This window comes from Myxacorys chilensis, assembly GCF_059505265.1.
In genome coordinates this window covers 13,444-34,187 of sequence record NZ_JCACKG010000177.1, presented here as the reverse complement: position 1 = coordinate 34,187, position 20,744 = coordinate 13,444, and the positions used below count along the sequence as shown (strand labels likewise).

General features: G+C 47.5%; 20 protein-coding genes. 13 read left to right on the top strand and 7 right to left on the bottom strand.

What is annotated here, in order from left to right; all coding sequences use genetic code 11:
• The first annotated feature begins 356 nt into the window (after positions 1-356).
• A complete protein-coding gene (locus AC5JLB_RS14740; RefSeq protein ID WP_495874582.1) occupies positions 357-779 on the top strand; it encodes a COG3650 family protein in 423 nt (140 codons plus the stop codon).
• A 34-nt stretch (positions 780-813) separates the two neighbouring features.
• On the opposite strand, the gene plsY is transcribed toward AC5JLB_RS14740, so the two are convergent.
• The 3 genes from plsY to AC5JLB_RS14725 all read right to left on the bottom strand — a co-directional run bounded on the left by plsY (position 814) and on the right by AC5JLB_RS14725 (position 3,246).
• Complete coding sequence (plsY, locus tag AC5JLB_RS14735; RefSeq protein WP_495874581.1) at positions 814-1,503, bottom strand: glycerol-3-phosphate 1-O-acyltransferase PlsY; 690 nt, start codon at positions 1,501-1,503, stop codon at positions 814-816.
• Positions 1,504-1,672: 169 nt separating this feature from the next.
• The gene (locus AC5JLB_RS14730; protein WP_495874580.1) at positions 1,673-2,824 is read right to left on the bottom strand and encodes a DUF3086 domain-containing protein; all 1,152 of its coding nucleotides are present in this window, start codon (positions 2,822-2,824) and stop codon (positions 1,673-1,675) included.
• A gap of 35 nt (positions 2,825-2,859) precedes the next feature.
• Positions 2,860-3,246, bottom strand: a complete 387-nt coding sequence (locus AC5JLB_RS14725; protein ID WP_495874579.1) for a DUF3119 family protein — start codon at positions 3,244-3,246, stop codon at positions 2,860-2,862.
• Positions 3,247-3,782: 536 nt separating this feature from the next.
• Between AC5JLB_RS14725 and psaK the strand changes: the two genes are divergently transcribed.
• The 8 genes from psaK (at position 3,783) to AC5JLB_RS14685 (ending at position 13,620) form a co-directional block, all read left to right on the top strand.
• Positions 3,783-4,058, top strand: coding sequence for a photosystem I reaction center subunit PsaK (gene psaK, locus AC5JLB_RS14720; RefSeq protein WP_495874578.1), 276 nt, complete (start codon positions 3,783-3,785; stop codon positions 4,056-4,058).
• 137 nt (positions 4,059-4,195) lie between these two features.
• Positions 4,196-5,437 carry a site-2 protease family protein gene (locus tag AC5JLB_RS14715; RefSeq protein WP_495874577.1) on the top strand — a complete coding sequence of 414 codons (1,242 nt, stop codon included), beginning with the start codon at positions 4,196-4,198 and terminating at the stop codon, positions 5,435-5,437.
• Positions 5,438-5,520: 83 nt separating this feature from the next.
• Entirely contained in the window at positions 5,521-6,501 is a 981-nt protein-coding gene (locus AC5JLB_RS14710; protein ID WP_495874576.1) for a CBASS cGAMP-activated phospholipase, read from the top strand.
• A gap of 269 nt (positions 6,502-6,770) precedes the next feature.
• Entirely contained in the window at positions 6,771-7,082 is a 312-nt protein-coding gene (groES, locus tag AC5JLB_RS14705; RefSeq protein ID WP_495695092.1) for a co-chaperone GroES, read from the top strand.
• Positions 7,083-7,269: 187 nt separating this feature from the next.
• Positions 7,270-8,907 carry a chaperonin GroEL gene (groL, locus tag AC5JLB_RS14700; RefSeq protein WP_495874575.1) on the top strand — a complete coding sequence of 546 codons (1,638 nt, stop codon included), beginning with the start codon at positions 7,270-7,272 and terminating at the stop codon, positions 8,905-8,907.
• Positions 8,908-9,226: 319 nt separating this feature from the next.
• Entirely contained in the window at positions 9,227-10,546 is a 1,320-nt protein-coding gene (locus AC5JLB_RS14695) for a methyltransferase domain-containing protein (protein WP_495874574.1), read from the top strand.
• A gap of 119 nt (positions 10,547-10,665) precedes the next feature.
• Positions 10,666-11,229 carry a type IV pilin-like G/H family protein gene (locus tag AC5JLB_RS14690; RefSeq protein WP_495874573.1) on the top strand — a complete coding sequence of 188 codons (564 nt, stop codon included), beginning with the start codon at positions 10,666-10,668 and terminating at the stop codon, positions 11,227-11,229.
• A 153-nt stretch (positions 11,230-11,382) separates the two neighbouring features.
• Positions 11,383-13,620 (top strand): O-linked N-acetylglucosamine transferase, SPINDLY family protein, encoded by a 2,238-nt coding sequence (locus AC5JLB_RS14685; RefSeq protein ID WP_495874572.1) that lies wholly within the window; start codon positions 11,383-11,385, stop codon positions 13,618-13,620.
• Between the two features lies 1 nt (position 13,621).
• On the opposite strand, the gene AC5JLB_RS14680 is transcribed toward AC5JLB_RS14685, so the two are convergent.
• From AC5JLB_RS14680 to AC5JLB_RS14670, 3 genes are read right to left on the bottom strand one after another with little or no spacing between them, the layout of a single operon-like run.
• The gene (locus AC5JLB_RS14680; protein ID WP_495874571.1) at positions 13,622-14,140 is read right to left on the bottom strand and encodes an FkbM family methyltransferase; all 519 of its coding nucleotides are present in this window, start codon (positions 14,138-14,140) and stop codon (positions 13,622-13,624) included.
• 9 nt (positions 14,141-14,149) lie between these two features.
• A complete protein-coding gene (locus AC5JLB_RS14675) occupies positions 14,150-14,563 on the bottom strand; it encodes a hypothetical protein (RefSeq protein WP_495874570.1) in 414 nt (137 codons plus the stop codon).
• A gap of 30 nt (positions 14,564-14,593) precedes the next feature.
• Positions 14,594-16,039 (bottom strand): FkbM family methyltransferase, encoded by a 1,446-nt coding sequence (locus tag AC5JLB_RS14670; protein WP_495874569.1) that lies wholly within the window; start codon positions 16,037-16,039, stop codon positions 14,594-14,596.
• Between the two features lie 277 nt (positions 16,040-16,316).
• Between AC5JLB_RS14670 and pgl the strand changes: the two genes are divergently transcribed.
• The 4 genes from pgl to xth all read left to right on the top strand — a co-directional run bounded on the left by pgl (position 16,317) and on the right by xth (position 19,418).
• Positions 16,317-17,036: a 6-phosphogluconolactonase gene (gene pgl, locus AC5JLB_RS14665; protein WP_495874568.1), complete on the top strand. Its 720-nt coding sequence runs from the start codon at positions 16,317-16,319 to the stop codon at positions 17,034-17,036.
• Positions 17,037-17,189: 153 nt separating this feature from the next.
• Entirely contained in the window at positions 17,190-17,912 is a 723-nt protein-coding gene (locus AC5JLB_RS14660) for a double zinc ribbon and FHA domain-containing protein (protein WP_495874567.1), read from the top strand.
• A 94-nt stretch (positions 17,913-18,006) separates the two neighbouring features.
• Positions 18,007-18,528 (top strand): FHA domain-containing protein, encoded by a 522-nt coding sequence (locus AC5JLB_RS14655; protein WP_495874566.1) that lies wholly within the window; start codon positions 18,007-18,009, stop codon positions 18,526-18,528.
• 104 nt (positions 18,529-18,632) lie between these two features.
• The gene (xth, locus tag AC5JLB_RS14650; protein WP_495874565.1) at positions 18,633-19,418 is read left to right on the top strand and encodes an exodeoxyribonuclease III; all 786 of its coding nucleotides are present in this window, start codon (positions 18,633-18,635) and stop codon (positions 19,416-19,418) included.
• An 18-nt stretch (positions 19,419-19,436) separates the two neighbouring features.
• Here the strand turns inward: xth and AC5JLB_RS14645 are convergent, their stop codons facing one another.
• Entirely contained in the window at positions 19,437-20,627 is a 1,191-nt protein-coding gene (locus AC5JLB_RS14645; RefSeq protein WP_495874564.1) for a WG repeat-containing protein, read from the bottom strand.
• Between the last annotated feature and the right edge of the window lie 117 nt (positions 20,628-20,744).

Here is a 20,744-nt window from a genome sequence, read left to right as displayed (position 1 = left end):
TCTGTTTCCTTTTGGCGTTTCTACATTAAGTATGCCGTTGACACCTACGTTAGCCCACCCTTTCTAAATTAAGAACATATTTAAAGTTTACGCGGACTAGACCTTGAACGTAGGCATTGCTATTCTCACTGCTACTGGCAAAGACAGCTAGTAGCCGTCAAGACGTGCAACTTGAACAGGCTCTCTCTTAGTTTAGAATTTCAAAGTCAGATCGGCGAACTGGTCTGATTTTTTAAGCGGGATTCCACCGATCACGCTCCACCTTAGTGATCTCGCGTGTTGTTTCCTTCTGACTAGATCAATCAGGAAACAGAGGCAGTGGCTTTGAAGTGATAGTTACTATCCTTCAGAAATGTATGAAATCGATGAAACCCTTACTCTACTTGAGCGTTTTGTTGGGTCTAGGCACAACTTCAATCATCTCTCATTTGACAGCGGCGAACAGTGCCCAACCACCGGCGGCACCTCGTTCTGAAGCATTTAGAGTCGTCGGGACTGAGCCGTTTTGGGGCATGAGCGTTAGCAAAAGCGGCATTGTCTACTCCACAACAGATTCAAAGCCGCGATCGTTCCCTTATTCTGCACCGATGAGTGCTCAAGGGCGTCCCGCCGATCTTGTTCGGGTCTATCGCTTGCAGAGCAAACCGAATACGAATAATCTTCTGGTGATCAAAAAAGTTGCTGCCTGTAGCGATAGCATGTCTGACAAGCAATATCCCTACTCAGCGACTCTGATTTTAGACAACGTAGTACGAGAAGGATGCGCTGAGAGAAGATAATGGCGTTCGTTGCGCTATAAGGTGCAGACGCGGTCTAACTCGGATCAATCTCTGGTTCTGATGGCAGCTTTTGCCCTAGCTTTGGTTCAGTGCCAGCCAGCAACCGCCCAATGTTTGTGCGGTGTCGCCAGATCACATAGATGCCGCCTGCGATCGCAAACAAGCAGTAGGGCAATGGTTGTTTAAAGATAACCATCAGAATTGTGGCAGCGATCGCGCCTGCGATCGAACTAACCGACACAATTCTGGTGATTGCAATACTCAACCCAAACACGCCTAGGGTGCTGAGTCCCACCATTGGGTTCATGGCCAGCAGAATGCCTAAACTCGTTGCAACTGACTTTCCTCCACTAAAGTTGAGCCAGATGGATTTGCTATGTCCTAGCAATGCTAACAATCCCGCTAGGACTACCAACCAGGGTTGCCAATCTGCAAAGCTCCTGTCTACAACTTTCGTGAAGTAGAGCCAGCCGGGGAGGTGAGTAAAGGCATAGTTCACCGCCAGAATTGCCAATGCGCCTTTGAGAACATCGACGATGAGGACTGCGATCGCAGGCAGTTTGCCCACCGTTCTCAACACATTCGTGGCTCCCGTAGACCCCGATCCTTCTTGACGAATATCAATTCCTTTCAGCATTCGACCCGCTAAATAGCCAGTGGGAATCGAGCCGAGTAGGTAGGCGAGAATGAGCAGGAGTCCGTTGTTGATGAACCAGGGCAGCATGAGGAGGGATGAGGGATGAGGGGTGTGGAAAGGGATGAAGGATGAGGGATGAAAGAAGCCGTTAGCCAATTACGGATTCATTGTAAGTCTTAGCTGAATTGCTTTAGCCTGAAAAGCCCGAACTTTAACTTAATCTCCCTTTCATCCCTCATCCTTCATCCTTCATCCCTTAATACAAATACGATTGCTGCTGAATTAGCTGCTGCGGGCTGGGCGCAAACGCCAACCACAGCGGAAATTGCAGCAACGCCAGACTGACCGCTTCCTCGGTTTCGTCAATCACAATGAATGGCAAAAATCCGTCTTTTTCTAATCGTTCGGCTTTGAGGGCGAGTTGTTCGGGGGTTTCAAACATGCTGATGCCGCGATCGCTGCCAAAGTCACTGCGGGATACTCCCAAGCAATCCTGCAAGCCCCTTCGCCATTCGCCTAACCGTTCTGGCGTATTGGCAAGGACGAGAGCTCTCAGGCGATCGTCGTAGAGATTGTAGAGGATAGAGATCGTGGCGGAGGCAATGAGAATATTCTGCAAGCGAGACCCCATTGTGCGGATCGCGCCTCTTCCACCTTGACTGAAGAACCAGTTTGATACCCGTTCTGCATGAACCGGCTCAAAGGTGCGGCGCAGTTTCCAAACAGGGCCGTAGTAGTCGGGCTGATTGCGGAATTGATCAATGACGCTGCGGATTTGGCGTCCTTCGTCCTGAAATTTCTCTTCTGCAAATTTGGGAGTTGGTTTTTGCCCAGGAGCCTCTGACGGGGTAATCTTTTCTGCGTTGCGAGGAGTGCGGGTAGCAGGAGCAGGTAAGGCGTCTACGGCCTTGCGCTCTGGGCTAATCGGCTTTTGTAACTCTAATTGATCTGCGGCGATCGCAAGATCTTGCAGACTGCCGACGAGGTAATCCTTGAAGCTCTGCACCCGAATTGCAATGTCTTGAGATGCGCCCGCAAAGGTCGTTCTCATTTCGTTGCGAATTCGATCCTGACGCCGTTCGAGTTGTTCGATTGCTAATTGCAACGTCTGTCTGCGTTGCTCTAGGTCGCTCAAATTTTGCTGCACAAATCGACCCAAAGAGACTTGTGCCTCCATCGTTTGAGTCTGTAAATCAGCACGCGTTGCCATCAGCGCGTTAATTTCCTGCTTGAGATCGTGCTCTTGCTGCTGAAGCTCTAGAATGCGTTGACTCAGTAGGGCTTTGGTTGCCTCATTCACGTCACTATTTCCGTTGGTTTCGGCAGTCGTCTCCAGTTGTACAGGAGCGTCATCCAGTGCGGGAGGATCTTGGGCAGGTTGAACAGTCGGCAACTCGTCAGAATTCATGAACTAGAGAGTGGGGTACAGGGCACAGAATGAAATTACGCTTTTGGATAGCGTTGCTCTAGGCAAGTCCGTAACATTTTAGGGTCAAAAATGATCGGTAAGAAATGAATACTTTTAACTTCTCGAAAATAAAACAAAATGGGTACAGGCGACCAGAAGATCTCCCAGCTTTGCCACTCTTGGTAGGGGAAGCGCCGAATTCGCGTCTCGCCTCGATAGATATCTAAATCAGTAGGGGTGAATCGCAAGCGAAGCGAGACAGCTTGAAATAATAAGAATGTGCCAAAGAGTGCGATCGCAGCACCGACCCATAGGTTCACAAAAACAAAGGGAAGACCGACCAAAACCAGCACCAGCGGAATTACATAATTTGGCGCGAGTTCTACCGTTTCGCTCGATTGAGATGTTGCCGCGTCTGTCACAACCGTTATCCTTTTCACTTCATTATCTATTGTATAGATTGTATAGCGCGGCAAAATTTCTCGTGGCGGCTCGAATGCAGGCTGCAATGACTTGTGGCATGTGGGGCAGTTCTCGCTGCTGCGTTTTAGCTAGATGCAATCAGGCATGAATCCATCAGGCATAAGTTCAACTAACTGACAGATTCAACTTAAAGAGGGCGAGTTGAAAACGAAGTCATGGCGATCGGCTAAAGTCGAATTGCCATACACAAGGTTAGTGCTCACTAGACGCAATAGAACGAATTCTCAGCGCTGTAAGGCGTTCAATCCCGAATGTAACAGAGAGTTAATTGCAAAACCAGGTGGATTCGTTAATCCAAACGTAATCTAAAAAACAGTAGATCTGAAAACAATTAGAAATTGCTGACGCTCTATCGTCTGTATCGAAATATAAACTATTGTGTTAACTCTTAAAACAAAGTTGCGTTCCCTTGCAAAAGCGTAAACCTAATGTCCCTATAATCCAGGTTGATCATAGATTTGCAAGGAGAAATACCGTGCTTCACTCAACCTTACTTGCTGCTGCATCCGTTGCGCCGCGCACTGCTGAATGGTCGCCTGCGATCGGGCTTGTAATGACACTTTGTTGTTTGTTTGCGGTTGCGATCGGTCGGTTTGCGATCAAAAATCGCGGTGTCGGGCCACAACTCCCAGGTTCTAAACCGGCTCTGTTTGAGGGATTTGGATTACCTGAACTGCTCGCCACAATGAGCTTTGGGCATGTGTTAGGTGCAGGCGTGATTTTAGGCTTAACCAACGCAGGCGTTCTATAGCTGCCTTGGATGAGGGCTGCTCAACCCGCTCCCCCATTAGAAATAAATTGATCAAGAGTCGGTTTTCATCCCTCATCCCTCATCCCTCATCCCGACTGTCTCGTTTATCCTGGAAGAAGATGCTTTAGGAAAGAGTCATGCAATCAGGTTGGCGAGTCGGGTCATTATTTGGCATTCCATTACGGATCGATCCGTCCTGGTTCTTTGTCGTCGCTTTAGTGACTCTGAGCGCAGGAGCCGAGTTTCAAGCCAACTATGCTCAAGAGTGGGGCGCTCAAACGGCTTGGGGCATGGGACTAGCGACAGCACTGCTGTTATTTCTATCGGTGCTGCTGCACGAGTTAGGTCATAGTCTCGTCGCAAAACTTCAAGGAATTCAGGTTCAGTCAATTACGCTGTTCTTCTTTGGTGGCATTGCGGCGATCGAGCAAGAACCGAAAACACCAGGAAAAGCATTTCAAGTTGCGATCGCAGGCCCTGCCGTTAGCTTTAGCTTATTCCTAATTTTTGGCTTAATCGGATTTCTTACCCCTGGCGTTGATGCTCCGCTGCGCGTTCTTTTCACTCGCCTAGCGGGAATCAATCTAGTTTTGACGTTGTTTAATCTGATTCCTGGACTGCCGCTGGATGGTGGACAGGTTCTCAAATCGATTATTTGGAAAGCAACGGGTAGCCAAATTCAGGGCATTCGCTGGGCAGCGAGTTCAGGACGGCTGTTAGGATTCATTGCGATCGCTTGGGGATTGGCAGATACATTCGGCGTTTCAAGTGCGCTTGGGTTACCCCGTATCGGTGGTTTGTGGATTGCGCTGATCGGCTGGTTTGTGGTTCAAAACGCAGCCACCTACAGTCGCCTCACCGATTTGCAAGAAGCGCTGCTCAAGATTAAGTCTGAAGATGCAATGACCCGCGAGTTTCGAGTGGTTGATGCAAATATGACCCTGCGCCGATTTGCTGATGATTACTTACTGTCGGGAACTCGCGCCCCCGTTTACTATGCGGCATCCAACGGTCGCTATCGGGGCATAGTCGATGCCGATGGATTGCAACTGATCGAGCGTAGCGAGTGGGAAACCAAAACGCTGAGTAGCATTCTCAAGTCATTAAGCGACGTGCCAACGGTTCAGGAATCAACGCCCATTGTGGAAGTGATTCAACTACTCGATGATAAGAATTTATCTCAGATTACCGTGCTGTCGCCTGCAGAAGCGGTGGCTGGCGTGATCGATCGTGGTGACATCGTTCGGGCGTTAGGACAGAAGATGAACTTGCGGATTTCTGAAACAATCATTAAGCAAATCAAAGAGGACGGCACATATCCGCCAGGCTTGAAACTGGGTACGATCGCTCAGTCGGCGGCTGAGTTGAGAGCAAAATAAGTCTGTAGTTCATCGCTAACTGACGGCAAATCCTTCACACTCCAAGGATGAATTGGGCAAAGATGCTAATTGGAGGAGTGACTATGAGCTACAAGATTCTATGCTTAGCGGGTGGCGGTGTTCGTGGACTAATTACGGCGGTTTGGCTACAACGTCTTGAGCAGAAACTAGGGCGACCCATTGCCGAACACTTTGATCTAATCGCTGGCACATCAACCGGATCGCTGATCGCCTGCGCCTTAGCTTCAGGTATCCCTGCCACCGCGATCGTCGAGCTATACCGAACCCGCGCTGGAGAAATTTTTCCGGTTCCAAGAGCATGGTGGCTCAATCGGCTCTGGCGATTTCTCAGACAATTTTTTAGACCCCGCTACGACGGTAAAGGCTTAGAGCGAGTTTTGCGAGACGTGTTTGGCGATCGCAGGTTTGGGGAGTTGAATGTGCCAACGCTAGTCACTAGCTATAACCTCCAAACTCGCGAAGCATTAGTATTTAAGACCATCAAAGGCAGAGCAGAAAAATACAACAGAATCCCAATTTGGGAGATCTGCAAAGCTTCGGCATCGGCTCCCGTGTATTTTCCTGCCCACATTACAGACATTGAAGGTCAACGGGTACCGCTGATTGATGGCGGTGTAGTAGCGAACAATCCGGCGGCATGTGCGATCGCAGAAGGAGCGAGAATCTTCCAAGATCAGCAAAATTCAGAGCTTGCTGGAAATAATTTGAGAGGCTTAAACAGTTTCATTGTTGCCTCGTTTGGCACAGGCGATGTTGCTCGACCGATTAGCCGTTACGAATCTCAAACCTGGGGCGCGATCGGCTGGGTGTTGCCAATTATTAATGTTTTATTTGACGGGTCGGCAGATGCAGTCGATTATATTTCTCGTCAATTGCTGTCCACTACAAATTACTTTCGCTTCCAAACGAAACTGCCTCCTGCCTTTGACGATCTCGATCGCTCAGATGATGTTCATCTTAATGCTCTCATCCGAGTTGCTGAAGATTACTTGGCGAGAGAAGGCGATGCCCTATTAGATCAATTGGTCGCTAAGCTTCGATAGTCGCACTGGGCAAGCCTTCTCGCTCTTTCAGTTCGGGAACCCGTACAGCCTGACAAGTTGCACCCAACCCCAAGCTCCGATAAATTAGCACTCAGGAGTAGAGAGTGCTAACTTAATGCTCCTAATGGCAGTAGACTGGTAAACGTAATTTACTAGGGCTACCTGTTGGATAGGTTGGACTGCTGCTAATTCAGGCAAGTCGAGTTTGCCTTTCCGACCAGAATCCTAGGTAAACATTCATTTCGTTGAAGTAGTTTGGAGAATTTGTAATGGCAGCCGTATCTCTGAGCGTATCCACCGTGAAGCCGTTGGGCGATCGCGTGTTTGTGAAAGTCAGTGCAGCAGAAGAAAAAACCGCAGGCGGGATTCTTCTGCCTGACAATGCGAAAGAAAAGCCTCAAGTTGGCGAAATTGTCGCTGTTGGACCGGGTAAGCGCAACGACGATGGTTCTCGTAGCGAAGTTGAAGTCAAAGAAGGCGACAAAGTTCTTTACTCGAAGTACGCCGGCACAGACATCAAGCTCGGTACTGAAGAGTATGTCTTGTTGTCGGAAAAAGACATTTTAGCGATCGTTTCCTAGTTTTGGATTTGTGAGTCTAAGATTTTCACTGTTCACTCTTAGTTGAGTAGCTCACTGGCCTCACCCCAACCCCTCTCGGCTAAAGAGAGGGGAGCCGATTCAAACCTTGTTCCCTCTCCTTGAGGGCTAGGGTGAGGACAATCTCCTGAATTCTTCTCAAACCCTCAATCTACAACTGGCAGGTTTTATGGCTAAGCGCATTATTTACAACGAAAATGCTCGTCGTGCTCTTGAGCGCGGTATGGACATTCTGGCGGAGGCTGTTGCAGTTACTCTTGGTCCTAAGGGTCGCAACGTGGTGCTAGAAAAGAAGTTCGGCGCACCTCAAATTGTGAACGACGGTGTGACGATCGCGAAAGAAATTGAACTCGAAGACAACGTTGAGAACACTGGCGTAGCATTGATTCGTCAAGCCGCTTCTAAAACAAACGACGCTGCTGGAGATGGAACCACGACGGCTACGGTCTTGGCGCATGCGATCGTTAAAGAAGGAATGCGGAACGTGGCAGCAGGTGCGAACGCTATCTTGCTGAAGCGCGGCATGGACAAGGCGACAAGCTTCTTGGTTGAGAAGATTGCGGCTCACGCTCGCCCCGTCGAAGATTCTAAGTCGATCGCGCAAGTGGCGTCGATCTCGGCTGGAAACGATGATGAAGTCGGTCAGATGATCGCCGCAGCAATGGATAAAGTCGGTAAAGAGGGCGTCATCTCCCTCGAAGAAGGTAAGTCGATGACAACCGAACTGGAAATCACCGAAGGAATGCGCTTTGATAAAGGCTACATTTCTCCCTACTTCGCAACCGATACCGAGCGGATGGAAGCGGTGATGGAAGAGCCGTTCATCCTGATTACCGATAAGAAGATTAACTTGGTGCAAGATCTTGTTCCAGTTCTAGAGCAAGTCGCGCGTGCAGGTCGTCCGCTGATCATCATCGCGGAAGACATTGAGAAAGAAGCATTGGCAACTCTCGTGGTGAATCGTTTACGCGGCGTATTAAACGTGGCAGCGGTGAAGGCTCCTGGATTTGGCGATCGCAGGAAAGCCATGCTCGAAGATATCGCTGTGCTAACAGGCGGAACCTTGATCACCGAAGATGCAGGTCTAAAACTCGATGCTACGAAGCTCGACATGTTGGGCAAAGCACGTCGCATCACCATTACCAAAGACACCACTACGATTGTGGCTGAAGGTAACGAAGCGCAGGTGAAAGCTCGCGTTGAGCAAATCCGTCGTCAAATGGAAGAAACCGAATCTTCCTACGACAAAGAGAAGCTGCAAGAGCGTCTTGCGAAACTTGCAGGTGGTGTTGCAGTGGTGAAAGTTGGTGCAGCCACTGAAACCGAGATGAAGGATCGCAAACTCCGTCTGGAAGATGCGATTAACGCAACCAAGGCAGCCGTTGAAGAAGGCATTGTTCCCGGTGGTGGTACGACCTTGGCTCACTTGGCTCCTGACCTCGAAGGCTGGGCATCAAGCAATCTAAGCGGCGAAGAACTGATCGGCGCTCAAATCGTGGCTCGTGCGTTGACTTCTCCCCTGAAGCGCATCGCTGAGAACGCAGGTCAAAACGGTGCGGTAATTGCTGAACGTGTGAAAGAGAAAGATTTCAACGTAGGCTACAACGCAGCGATCGGGGAGTTCGTTGACATGTTTGAAGCAGGCATTGTTGATCCGGCGAAGGTGACTCGTTCTGCTCTACAAAACGCTGCTTCGATCGCAGCCATGGTGCTGACCACAGAATGTATTGTGGTTGACAAGCCTGAGCCAAAAGATGGCGCTCCTGCGGGTGGCGCTGGTATGGGTGGCGGCGATTTCGATTACTAATTGAGTCGTTAAGTTTTGAAGCCGCGATCGCATCTTTAACTAGGTGCGATCGCGGCTTTTGATTTAGCATTGATAACGATTTCTCTCTAACGAGCCAAGTCCTAGCGGCTAGTTATTGATGCTTAACCATTAGAAGCTCACGTGAGTTGAGCAGTTCTAATGGAGTTACGCTCTATGCTAAGCGTAGAAACGTCTACTCAAAATTCATCTCTCATCTTGTGATTTAAAGCAATAAGTTAGCGGACTTGAATCACTTCATCTCAAAGTGGGCATATTAGGGGCAGTTTTTGCATAGCCCCTCGTTTAGGAGAAGCCCACGATGAGCATTCAAACCTCTGACTTGCTAGAAAAATTGCGACAGCAGTTTGATAACACCCCGTATCCCAGAATTCCACTGGAATCCTTTCCGACTGATCCAAATCGCTTGTATATTCATAGTCTTGTCACTGCCTACTATCACAGAAATCGGAAAGTCATTAGCACAAAAGATCGAATGATTTTAGATGCTGGCTGTGGTACAGGTTACAAGTCGTTGGAGTTGGCGGTTGCGAATCCGGGGGCAAGAATTGTAGGAATTGATCTTTCAGAAGAATCGGTTAAGCTGGCTCGTCAACGATTGGAGTTTCACAACGTTGAGAACGTGGAATTTCATGCGATGCCGTTAGAAGAATTGCCCAGCTTGGGAATGGAATTTGATTATATCAATAACGATGAAGTCTTGTATTTGTTACCTGACTCAGTAGTAGGGTTACGAGCAATGCAATCTGTTCTGAAGCCAGATGGCATTCTGCGAACTAACTTTCATAGTTCGTTGCAACGGGATGTATATTTACGATCGCAGAAATTCTTCAAGCTAGTCGGGTTGATGGAAGGCGCTTCTTGCGAATCTGATGTCGAGCTTGTCCGGCAGACGATGCGGAATTTGAAGAATGATGTTTTCATCAAGACTACGGCTTGGCGTCCAATTTTTGAGACAGATGATGAGCGGCTTTTGGTCAATCATTTGCTTCAAGGAGATAAAGGATGGACGCTACCCCAATTTTTTCAGGCACTAGATGCTGCGGAACTAGAGTTCATCAACATGTCGGACTGGCGTACTTGGGATTTGCTCAGCCTGTTTCAGGACGTAGATGAATTGCCAATTACAATCATCATGGGTTTAGCAGACAAGTCTTACGAAGAGCAACTGCATCTGTTTGAGCTTTTACACCCTGTTCATCGGCTTTTAGATATCTGGTGTGGTCATCCGAGGGCAGCCCACACTTATACTCCAGTTAGTGAGTGGACAGAGCAGCATTGGGAAAATTCAATTGTTCACTTGCATCCTCAATTAATCACAGCAGCATTCAAAGAAGATTTGATTACCTGTATCACTCAGTTGAAAACGTTTGAGATCAGTCAGCATCTCAACATTACAGATAGCCCTATCACAATTGATAGTCTAATGGCTGCTTGTTTGCTGCCGCTCCTAGATGCTCCTCAAGGAATGTCCGATTTGGTGCAGCGATGGCAGAAGCTCAGACCTCTTAACCCTGTGACTTTAGAAGCAGCAGATGAGAAAGACAGCTTCGAGATGGCTAAGCAACTACTGCTTCAACTAGAGAACTTGGGCTATATCTTGCTCGAATGCACTGTCTAAAGCCTTCTTTCCAAACCAGGAAATTCTTTCAAGCATAGTGATATGAAATGTGATCAGAGTGGGCAAGTTATGTTCAGGCGTTAGAAGTTCAACACACCGCACCTTTAAGGAGAAATTCAATGAAATCTGAACTAACTGCAAAGTTTCTACAACACCTCAACAGCAAAAAGAAAGACGGTGGTTTCACCTTGATCGAATTGCTCGTTGTTATCATCATCATCGGTATTTTGTCTGCTATTGCTCTGCCTTCTTTCTTGAACCAAGCAAACAAAGCAAAGCAGTCTGAAGCAAAGACCTACGTTGGTTCAATGAACCGCGCTCAACAAGCTTTCTACCTAGAGAAGAACGCATTTGTTACCGCAGCAACTGACTTTGGTAAGTTGGGCTTGGGCGTTGCAACTCAAACAAGCAACTACAAATACACCACAGAAACCGGTGGGGCTGACCCAGTAGCAATTGCAAACCTAGCAAACACGGTAGTTGGTAATGCTCCACTTAAAACCTATGCAGGTGGTGTTGTTGTTGGAAACATTTCAGCAACAAGTGAAGCAACTACATTGGCTGCTTTATGCGAGGCTGACTCAGCAAAGTCTGCTAGCGGTCCTGATGCTGCTGCTGCCTCTATTTCATTTGTTAAAGACACGGCTCCTGGTTGTGTTACTGGTTTCACAGCAATCAAATAAGAGGTTCAAAAAAAGCAATTTTGCTTTAGCTTAACCGAATTGATCGAACTCAAATGAACAAAGTGGGTAGAGCAGTCTATCCACTTTATTTTTTTAATCTCCATTTCTGAAGTTATAAGTAATACACGATTAGCCTCTCCTGCGCTTACTGATATGCCCACAGAATCTGTTGCCCCAATAACCTCTCAGCATGTGTCTGCTCATCAAGCTTTGACAGATGCACGCTATGAACTAGCCATTACCCTCTACGAGCAAGCCATCCAAGCAGAACCAGAAGTTAGATCTCACTATTGGCATTTAGGTTTAGTGCTGTTGCTCCACGGTCAAGAAGCAGACGCGCAAACAATGTGGCTATTTGCTATGTCGGAGGGCGACCTAACACAAATTGAACAGTGGACAGATGAACTGATCCACGTATTGCAAACAGAAGCAAATCGGCTACAAGCGCTAGAAAACCATTCAATGGCTTGGGTGATTCGCCAACACATTCGAGAAATCGATCCACTTCATCTTGAAAATGCGCTGCATTTAGTTGAACTCTCGATTCAGTTAGAGAAACTAACAGCCGAAGAGTTAGACGACTTGCAAATTATTTCGTGTCTTCAAGAAAATCAAACTCACCGAATCGATGAAGCATTACTAATTCGAGTTCTGAAAAATACTTTGGCAACGATCGCGCCTCATCCCATTGTTATCGATTTCACAGAAGCCTGTTTGCCCTATATTCAAACTCCTTCTGCATTGATGGCGGTTCTACTCCCTGCTGCTATTCAAATTGCTTACACCATGAGGCAACCTAATATAGCTGCACAATTATCAGAACTATATTTACGTTTAGATACAAATAATGTCGAGATTTCAGGACATTTAGCGCTGTTTTATCAAAGTGCGCGAAATTATGAAAAAGGAATTGCGATCGCGCGATCGCGGTTAGATTCTGTGGATGACTGGTCAGAAAAAGCGTTTTCTAGCCATCTACTGCTGCGTGGGTTGCTAAACACTGGAGGGCATTGGCAAGAAGCCGTCAGTGCTTTGCAAAATCACGAAACCCTTCTAACAAAACTCATCGACGATCAGCCGACAGACTTAAATATTGTCCACACCGATCGACTCTTCAACTCTTGCTATTACCTACCCTACTTCGCTGACAACGCAGAAAAGCACCGAGCGTTTCAAAACCAAATCGGTAAACTGTGTCAAGAAAACATTCGGCTTCGAGCTGCTACTCAGTGCGATCGCTACCAACAAACAAAACCATCTCATCAGCCATCAACAAAACGGCTCAAAATTGGCTATCTTTCTCACTGCATGGGCAGCCATTCTGTGGGTTGGTTAGCGCGATGGTTGATTCAGCACCACGATCGTGATCGCTTCCAAATCAACGGCTATTTCTACAACGAGCGCCTAAATGATCCACTCCAACAGTGGTATATCAATCAGATGGAACAGCCTTGTGTTATGGGCGTTGATATTGCCAACAACAGTTTAGAGTTAGCTGACAAAATCCATCAAGACGAGGTAGACATTCTTGTAGATCTAGATAGCGTCACCTTAGATCTAACGTGCGAAATCTTGTCCCTAAAACCCGCACCGATTCAACTCACATGGCTCGGTTGGGATGCTTGCGGAATTCCTGCGGTTGATTATTTTATTGCCGATCCATACGTTTTACCCGAAACGGCTCAGACCTACTACTCTGAAAAGATTTGGCGACTGCCTCAAACATACATTGCTGTTGATGGATTTGAGGTTGGCGTGCCTAGTTTGCGACGAGATCAGTTGAACATCCCTGCTGATGCAATTACGTTTCTCAGCGCTCAGCGAGGGTGTAAACGCCATCAAGACACAGCAAAATTGCAGATGCAAATTATCAAAGAAGTGCCTAACAGTTACTTCTTAATTAAGGGATTTTCAGATGAAGACTCGATTCAAAAATTCTTCTTTGAAATTGCAGACGAAGAAGGCGTAGCAAGAGGTCGACTTCGGTTTCTTCCTGATGCTCCAACGGAATCAGCACACCGAGCCAATTTAGCGATCGCAGATGTTGTTCTCGACACGTTCCCCTACAACGGCGCAACCACAACCCTAGAAACCTTATGGATGGGCATTCCGCTTGTGACCCGTGTCGGAGAGCAATTTGCTGCCCGCAACAGTTACACCATGATGGTGAATGCAGGCATTAGCGAAGGCATTGCTTGGAGTGATGAGGAATATGTTGAATGGGGCGTGCGATTAGGTAAAGATGCCGCACTGCGTCAGAAGATTCATTGGGACTTGATGCGATTGCGGCAAACCGCGCCACTTTGGAATGCGAAACAGTTCACTCGCGATATGGAAAATGCTTACCAGCAAATGTGGCAACTGCATTTAGACCAAAGCAGTTCCAAGTAAGTCATGGCTTTAGATCTGCTACTTCTAGTTCCACCTGTTCCGGGCTAAGAATTGCGCTGAGGCTTTCAGCGATCGTGTCAGTGAAGTCATAGGTTGGATCGCTTCCATAGTGAGAGGTGAGATGTTTGAGAAGCTCCAACGCATAGTCAGTAAACTCTAGCGTGTCAGCAATGCAAGCTAGTTTAAGAATCTGATCCGGTGTTTGAAACGCTAGCGGCGCATCCTCTTGAATCAAATCACGAATATAAATGGCTTCTCCCCATACTGCTTGTCCTGGTCGATTGGTCGAGACAAGCGGCGATCGCTGTTCGCGGGCAACAATTAGATCAAACAACGTAAATCCATGTCGCCTGAGATAGGGATCTAAATCAGAAAATAATGGCTGATCAACATATAACGGAGAAAATTCAACCTCAAGCTGAATCGCCAATACACTTTTTGCTAATAGCGCATTTGCGCCTTCCAATACCTGAAGCTCAGCACCCTGAACATCGATTTGTAGAAAATCTATTGCATCCACGTTCTCGGTTTAACAAAACGTGTCGAGAGTTGTGGTTTCAATCGGAGTTTCAAAGTTAAGACCTGCTAAATTTGGTAATCGGGGAAACCGCTTGAGAAAGGCTTCATTGGGTGGATACAGCGAACTGCACATCGGATTTTTAGTGACGTACAGGGTTGAAGTGCCGACTTCTTTTGCGATCGCGATTGGTAAATGAAACTCATTCCAATGCACATCTCTTGCCTCAAATTCAGCATTAGCCGCTGCGCACGCATCTGGATCAGCATCAAATCCATAAATGGTCAGGTTAGGCGCGAATAACTGCCATCCTTGAGTTCCATAATCATCATTACTGGTGACTTTACGAGAACCAACATTACACACCGTCATGTCAACGCGATCGAGGTGACCACTTTTTTTCAGACTCGGTAGAAAGAAGGGCATAAAATAGCAGTCCTGAGTTAAGTAATTGATTTAAGCTGTGGGCATTGGTAGAGCAATAATGTTGAGATTGCCTTGCAGTTTCTCAACAGAACTAACCGGAATCACTTGCTTCACAAACGGCTGATAGCGGAATAATTCGTAGCCTTTTGAAGTCAAGTATTCCGCGACCGGAATATTGCTACCTTTACTGCCTGCAATGTTTTCGTAGAGAATGACAGGTTTAAATTCTTGCAAAATGCGATCGCTGCCGATCAAAACCTGCATCTCATGACCCTCTGCATCAATTTTGAGATAGTCCACACGAGAAAGCTGTTCGGAGTCGATCAAGCTATCTAACGGAAAACAAGCAACCTCTTCAAATTCACCGATCGGCGCACCGTCTGTGACCACTTCATTCAGTTCGCTGGCAGCTCCAATCGCGAGTTTAACAGTACTGCTGCGATCGCTAGCAGCTCCTGCACAGACCGTCACTTGAGACAGTTGATTGACGCGCACTGTTTCATGCAAACAACGGACACAGCCAGAAAACGGCTCGATCGCAATCACTCGCCCTTCATCCCCTACTTGGTTTGCCGCGCTGAACGTGTAAACGCCAACATTTGCGCCCACATCAATCACGGTCATTCCGGGTTGAATTGAATCTCGCCAGAACTCCATTTCTTGCTCAAACCAATCCCCCGCACCCAACAACACACTTGTCACAATGCTACGGAAACTCGGCTCTACAGCAAGCAGATGGTTTTCAAATGGAACATAGGTGATGGGACTCTCGATCGCGCCTTCCGTCCATCGCCAAGCAATCTGATCGGAATGTAATGCTTGGGCAGATTTCAGCCAAAAATCCGCCGCTTCCAGGTCGCCTAAATCTCGATATGCCAGAAACAGCGATTGCAAAATCAGAGGGTTTGTTGGAGCAAGTTGTTTTGCTTGATGAAGTGCAATCAGCCCTTCCCATTGCTGAGCGATGAGCTGTGAAATGCCAAGCTTGAGTAGCACTGAAGCAGAATGCGGCACGACTTGAGCGGCTAGATGCAGCATTCTCTGCCCTGTCGAATTGTAGAAAATGCGTTGCGATCGCTCAATCACTTCTGCTAACAGCATCAACGCTTGAGCGTATCCATTTTCTGATGCAATCATCGCCTCAAAATGATCTGATCTGTCAGGGAGATAGACGAGTCCTGGCATCAAGGGTTGAGGTGACATTTCTTGGGTCTGAAGCGTTTTCATCAATGATTCAAACGCCATTTGCAAAGCGGTCTCCGTTTCTCCGACCAGCGCATGAATCAAGGCCAAGTGTGCAGCACAAAGAGGATGGTCAGCAGGAGCCGTTTGAAGTGTGTCGAGTGCCGTTTCTAAATACAGCGATCGCATGGTCTTGTCTTCGCAGCGGTGAGCTTCCAGCAACGCTGCAACGGCAATGTTGTTGTAATCTAACGACGATCGCGGGGCTTCCCAAGCCGTAGTTTCAAAACGCATCAGTAGCTGAGGCTGTACTGATGCGTTTAAAGACAATCTGTTTTGATCTAAATACTGCAAATAGGATGCAGCAGGAGAGAGAGCAGTGTGCATCATCGGGCAAAGTACTAAGTAAGAAGAGTCGCAATTCCTGTTTCTTATAACACTCTTTCTTACGCTTTCACGGAAATTTCTGACTGGACTCAGAAGGCAAAACATTCTTACATGCGTCTAAAGAGAGCCGAGCGATTGCCAATCTTCTTCTATGCTGACAGGTGGAGTGATTAACCCTAACAGCATGGATAGACACGTTGAAGTTTTGCCCGATCTCGCGGCTCTCGTTGATCGATCGCTAGAGTTGGTTCTAGAAAAGTTAAACGATGCGATCGCACATCGCAGTATGGCGACGATCGCCCTCTCTGGCGGCAGCACGCCAAAGCCGCTATACGAAAAACTAGCCGAGCAAGATTTACCTTGGGATCAGATCCATGTCTTCTGGGGCGACGAACGCTACGTGCCCCCAACGCACGAGGATAGTAATTATCGGATGGCACGGCTCGCTTGGTTAGATAAAGTTCCGATTCCAGCCAAGAATATTCATCCGATGCTGACAAATGAAGCCGATCCCGCGATCGCGGCTCAAAGCCATGAGGCAGACATCCAAATCTTCTTTCAAATAAAACCTGGAGAATTTCCTGCCTTTGATGTGATTTTGTTGGGGATTGGCGATGATGCTCACACCGCCTCACTATTTCCAGGAACAGACGCCCTCAAGGTCAACGATCGATTAATCACTGTCGGCCACAAAGACGGACAGCCTCGAATTACGTTCACCGCTCCCTTCATCAACCATGCTCGCACCGTCTTGTTTATGGTAGCAGGCGAGAATAAGCAACATGCCCTTTCCCAAATTTTTGCACCCGACGCCGATGCTATGAATTGCCCGTCGCGTCTCATTCAACCCCAGGGTGAACTCTGGTGGTTGCTCGATCAATCTGCCGGAAAAAACTTTTCATAATTTAATTGAAGACAAATATTGAGTTGTACTTGTGGTGAACTTCATTTCCCTCCTATGCGGATTTCCATCCATAGCGAGTGAAGTACCCACTAGTGCCCTCGTTCCCGACGTTTGAGCTTCCACTTTTTTGACTTATAGACTACATCACATTCCATGCTTGTTTGTCCTAATTGCAATCACCCAAACCCTTCTGGAGCAGTTCAGTGTGAGGCGTGCTATACGCCCCTTCCCGCCACAATGAAATGTCCAAACTGTGGAGCATCTGTGCAAACCGATGCTAGTTTTTGTGGACAGTGCGGCGTCAACTTAAAAACCGTAGCAGGAACTTCCGCGATGCCTACCCCTTCTGAAATGCCTGATCCACGATCAATTCCGCCTGAGCCCGTCATGCTTGATCCGTTGGTAACGCCTGATTCGCTCGTGTTTCCTCACTCTTCTAGTGCCGAAAACCTTGATGAAACCGCGCCCACTGCTCCAGCCCAGCAGGCTCCTCCAGACATGGCTTCTCCAGTCAACTCAGTTCCCGCAACGGCGACTCAGCTACAGCAATTTTCCGCTCGACTGCTGCATCTGCAAACCACGAATGTGATTGAACTCCCGCCCGGACTTCCTGTAATTCACATTGGCAAACCCAACGATCGCATTCCGCCAGATATTGATGTCTCAGGCTATCCTGATTCTGAAATTGTGTCTCGTATCCACGCTGATATTCGTGCGGAAGGAGATGCCTACTACATTGAGGACGTTGGCAGCTCGAATGGCACGTATATCAACAATGTCCCGTTGGCAATGGGCAATCGTCATCGGTTACGATCGGGTGATCGCATCTCGCTTGGCAAAGGCGATAAAGTGACCTTTTTGTTTCAAATGGCGTGAAGCTTTGAGAAGAGGGGAGACCGGAACGGGATTAAGCGGCAAATTTTGGGTATAAGAGAAACGGAATCCCCATCAGAGCTTCTGCTGTGCCAGTGTGATTACACTAACCCTGCTGCATCCCGATCAATTAACCCCGGTTCAACATTGGACGTTTGAGACGGAGCCGATCCTGCGGATTGGACGCTCGACGGACAATCATGTTGTGCTCTACAGTGCCGTTGTGTCTCGCTATCATGTTGAGGTGCAGCAGATCGATTCTGTTTGGCAAGTCATGAGCTTGGGCGCAAATGGAACCTATCTAGACGGCAAGCGGATTGTTCAAGTGCCTGTTCAAGATGGCATGATTATTCGCTTAGCTCGCTCCGGGCCCAATATTCAGATTCAGTTAGACCCATCCATCTCAACTAGCGTTAAGCCTTCTCCTGCGCTTTCACAAAACCTACCTAAGATAGGCACTGCTTTGGAGCCGAGCCGAGTCAGCCGAGTCCCGTTAGCTAGTATTCCTGCTCCGATGCCCAATTCTAAAACGGCATTTGAGAGTTCTCCCTGCCCTCACGTGCGAAGAACGCTAGATCTGCGGTCTTGCTTAGATTGTGGGGCCTTTTTGCGAGAGTAGGAGGGAAATGAAAGATTGCTGGGTGCTATTTCCTTGAGTCGCTTTCTTCTCTAGAATGCTAATCCGGGTCAGTACCTCTAGTTTCCCCCTGGCCTCCCTTCTGAATGAAAATTGCAACCTGGAACGTCAACTCCATCCGCATGCGCCTTGCCCATGTCACGGACTGGTTAACGTCGAGTTCTGTTGATGTGCTGTGTTTACAGGAAACGAAAGTCCCGGATGATCTGTTTCCGCAGGCCGCCTTTACTGAGGTGGGATATCACAGCTATTTTTATGGACAGAAGAGTTATAACGGCGTGGCGCTACTGAGTCGATCGCCGCTGGAGAAGGTTCAAATGGGGTTTGGGGCAATATTGCCTGAGAGTTTGGTCGGCGATTTAGACGAGCAAAAGCGGGTCATTACTGGCGTTATAGATGGAATTCAGGTTGTCAATTTGTATGTTCCTAATGGTTCGGCGTTAGACAGCGATAAATATGTTTATAAATTGCACTGGCTTAAAGTGCTGCGAGAGTATTTGCAAACGCTGTTGGAAACATCGCCTAGTCTTCTCGTGTGCGGCGACTTCAACATTGCTCTAGAAGATATTGATATTCACAACCCGAAAGGTCGCGAAAAGCAAGTGATGGCAACCGATGCTGAACGAGATGCCTTGAGAAATGTGCTGGAGCTTGGGTTGTCAGACGTATTTCGCAAATTTACGGCTGAAGGCGGACTCTATAGCTGGTGGGATTATCGCTCGGCGGCGTTTCGACGCGATGCAGGCTGGCGCATTGATCATCACTACCTGACGCCTGATTTGTATGACCGTGCGATCGCATGCCACATCGATAAAGAACCCCGCAAACTCGAGCAACCCAGCGATCACACACCTGTAATCGTGGAATTTTAATTGACTCTACTTGATTTTCTAGTCATATATTTCTTCCCAAACAACGTGCCCTTCCTGATTGATGTAGGCATACTTACCTCCATCGTAAGGAAATTCAGAAGGTGCTTGTTGGGAAAGAAAAAATTCCATAAGCGCTTCTGGAGAAGAGTTAGGAGGAGGATTGGAAATCGGCTGCTGAATATCTTTCTCAAACATGATTTCGACAGATGCCAAACCATTGATGAATTGTCCAGCATAACCGTTAAATTGCGGCGGAATGACATATTTTCCCATGCGATCGATATAGCCTATTTTTCCGTTACCCCTAAACTGCGAATTCGGTACAGCAACAGCAGCTAGTCCTTCCGAGAAACTTGATGGTGAAGGAAACGTATCTTGAAACTGCGGTGGAATTATAAATAACCCTGTTGTGTCAATGTAACCCCATTGACCACTCACATCCTGCTCATTTTGATTGACTTTGACGGCTGCAAGTCCTTCTGAGAATGGTTGAGCTTCAGCAAACTGAGGCGGAATAACAAACTTACCTATGCGATCAATGTATCCATACTTATTGGCGACAGTATCTCGAACTGGAGCTAGCCCATTAGAGAAGCGACCAGCAGAGGAAAACTGCGGTTCAATGACAAACTTCCCAGTACCGTCGATGAACCCCCAGTGGCTATCAATTTGGATTGCAGCAAGTCCTTCCGACGCATTAAGTGCGTCATACGCTTGAGAATGTTCAAATACAATCTCACCTTTTCTATTGATAAAGGCGAAGCTGGTGAAATTTCCGTTAAACATTTCCACAACTGCTAGACCGTCTGAGAAGGGATGTGCTCCGTTAAATTTTGGAGGAATGACTATTTCACCTGATTTATCAATATAACCGTATAAGTAATCGTCATCGTTATCGATTGCTCCTGGAGGTGATGCTACTGCTAAACCTTCTGAGAAGTTTTCCTCACCTTCTAAGTTTCCTGTGTCAATGAACTTGGGCGGAATTACAAATTTTCCGGTTCTATCGATGTAGCCTAGATATGGCTCTTCATCTGGAGTGGATTCAGAAGGAATAAAGCGTACCGCAGCTAATCCTTCTGAGAATGGGCGTGGACAACATACATGTTGAGGCAGTTCCAAAATCAATTGTCCAGTGTTGTTGATGTAACCTTTGTTTAACGGGTATAGCTCAGATTCTTGCTGCGATTCTGAAGAGGGATTGACCATATCGTTTACTCTACAGGAAGTCTATGCGGTGGTACTTTTGAGATAGGCGCGATCGCAAGTAATCTCAATCTACGATGTTTTCGAGCATGTCCTGGCGGTTTACCAAGTTAATACAGG

Coding starts and splice junctions, on each gene's coding strand:
- AC5JLB_RS14645 (WP_495874564.1), bottom strand. CDS start 20,627: ATGGTCAATCCCTCTTCAGAATCGCAGCAAGAATCTGAGCTATACCCG.
- AC5JLB_RS14690 (WP_495874573.1), top strand. CDS start 10,666: ATGAAATCTGAACTAACTGCAAAGTTTCTACAACACCTCAACAGCAAA.
- AC5JLB_RS14730 (WP_495874580.1), bottom strand. CDS start 2,824: ATGAATTCTGACGAGTTGCCGACTGTTCAACCTGCCCAAGATCCTCCC.
- AC5JLB_RS14710 (WP_495874576.1), top strand. CDS start 5,521: ATGAGCTACAAGATTCTATGCTTAGCGGGTGGCGGTGTTCGTGGACTA.
- AC5JLB_RS14740 (WP_495874582.1), top strand. CDS start 357: ATGAAATCGATGAAACCCTTACTCTACTTGAGCGTTTTGTTGGGTCTA.
- groL (WP_495874575.1), top strand. CDS start 7,270: ATGGCTAAGCGCATTATTTACAACGAAAATGCTCGTCGTGCTCTTGAG.
- AC5JLB_RS14670 (WP_495874569.1), bottom strand. CDS start 16,039: ATGCGTTTTGAAACTACGGCTTGGGAAGCCCCGCGATCGTCGTTAGAT.
- AC5JLB_RS14715 (WP_495874577.1), top strand. CDS start 4,196: ATGCAATCAGGTTGGCGAGTCGGGTCATTATTTGGCATTCCATTACGG.
- plsY (WP_495874581.1), bottom strand. CDS start 1,503: ATGCTGCCCTGGTTCATCAACAACGGACTCCTGCTCATTCTCGCCTAC.
- xth (WP_495874565.1), top strand. CDS start 18,633: ATGAAAATTGCAACCTGGAACGTCAACTCCATCCGCATGCGCCTTGCC.
- AC5JLB_RS14685 (WP_495874572.1), top strand. CDS start 11,383: ATGCCCACAGAATCTGTTGCCCCAATAACCTCTCAGCATGTGTCTGCT.
- AC5JLB_RS14660 (WP_495874567.1), top strand. CDS start 17,190: ATGCTTGTTTGTCCTAATTGCAATCACCCAAACCCTTCTGGAGCAGTT.
- AC5JLB_RS14695 (WP_495874574.1), top strand. CDS start 9,227: ATGAGCATTCAAACCTCTGACTTGCTAGAAAAATTGCGACAGCAGTTT.
- groES (WP_495695092.1), top strand. CDS start 6,771: ATGGCAGCCGTATCTCTGAGCGTATCCACCGTGAAGCCGTTGGGCGAT.
- pgl (WP_495874568.1), top strand. CDS start 16,317: ATGGATAGACACGTTGAAGTTTTGCCCGATCTCGCGGCTCTCGTTGAT.
- AC5JLB_RS14675 (WP_495874570.1), bottom strand. CDS start 14,563: ATGCCCTTCTTTCTACCGAGTCTGAAAAAAAGTGGTCACCTCGATCGC.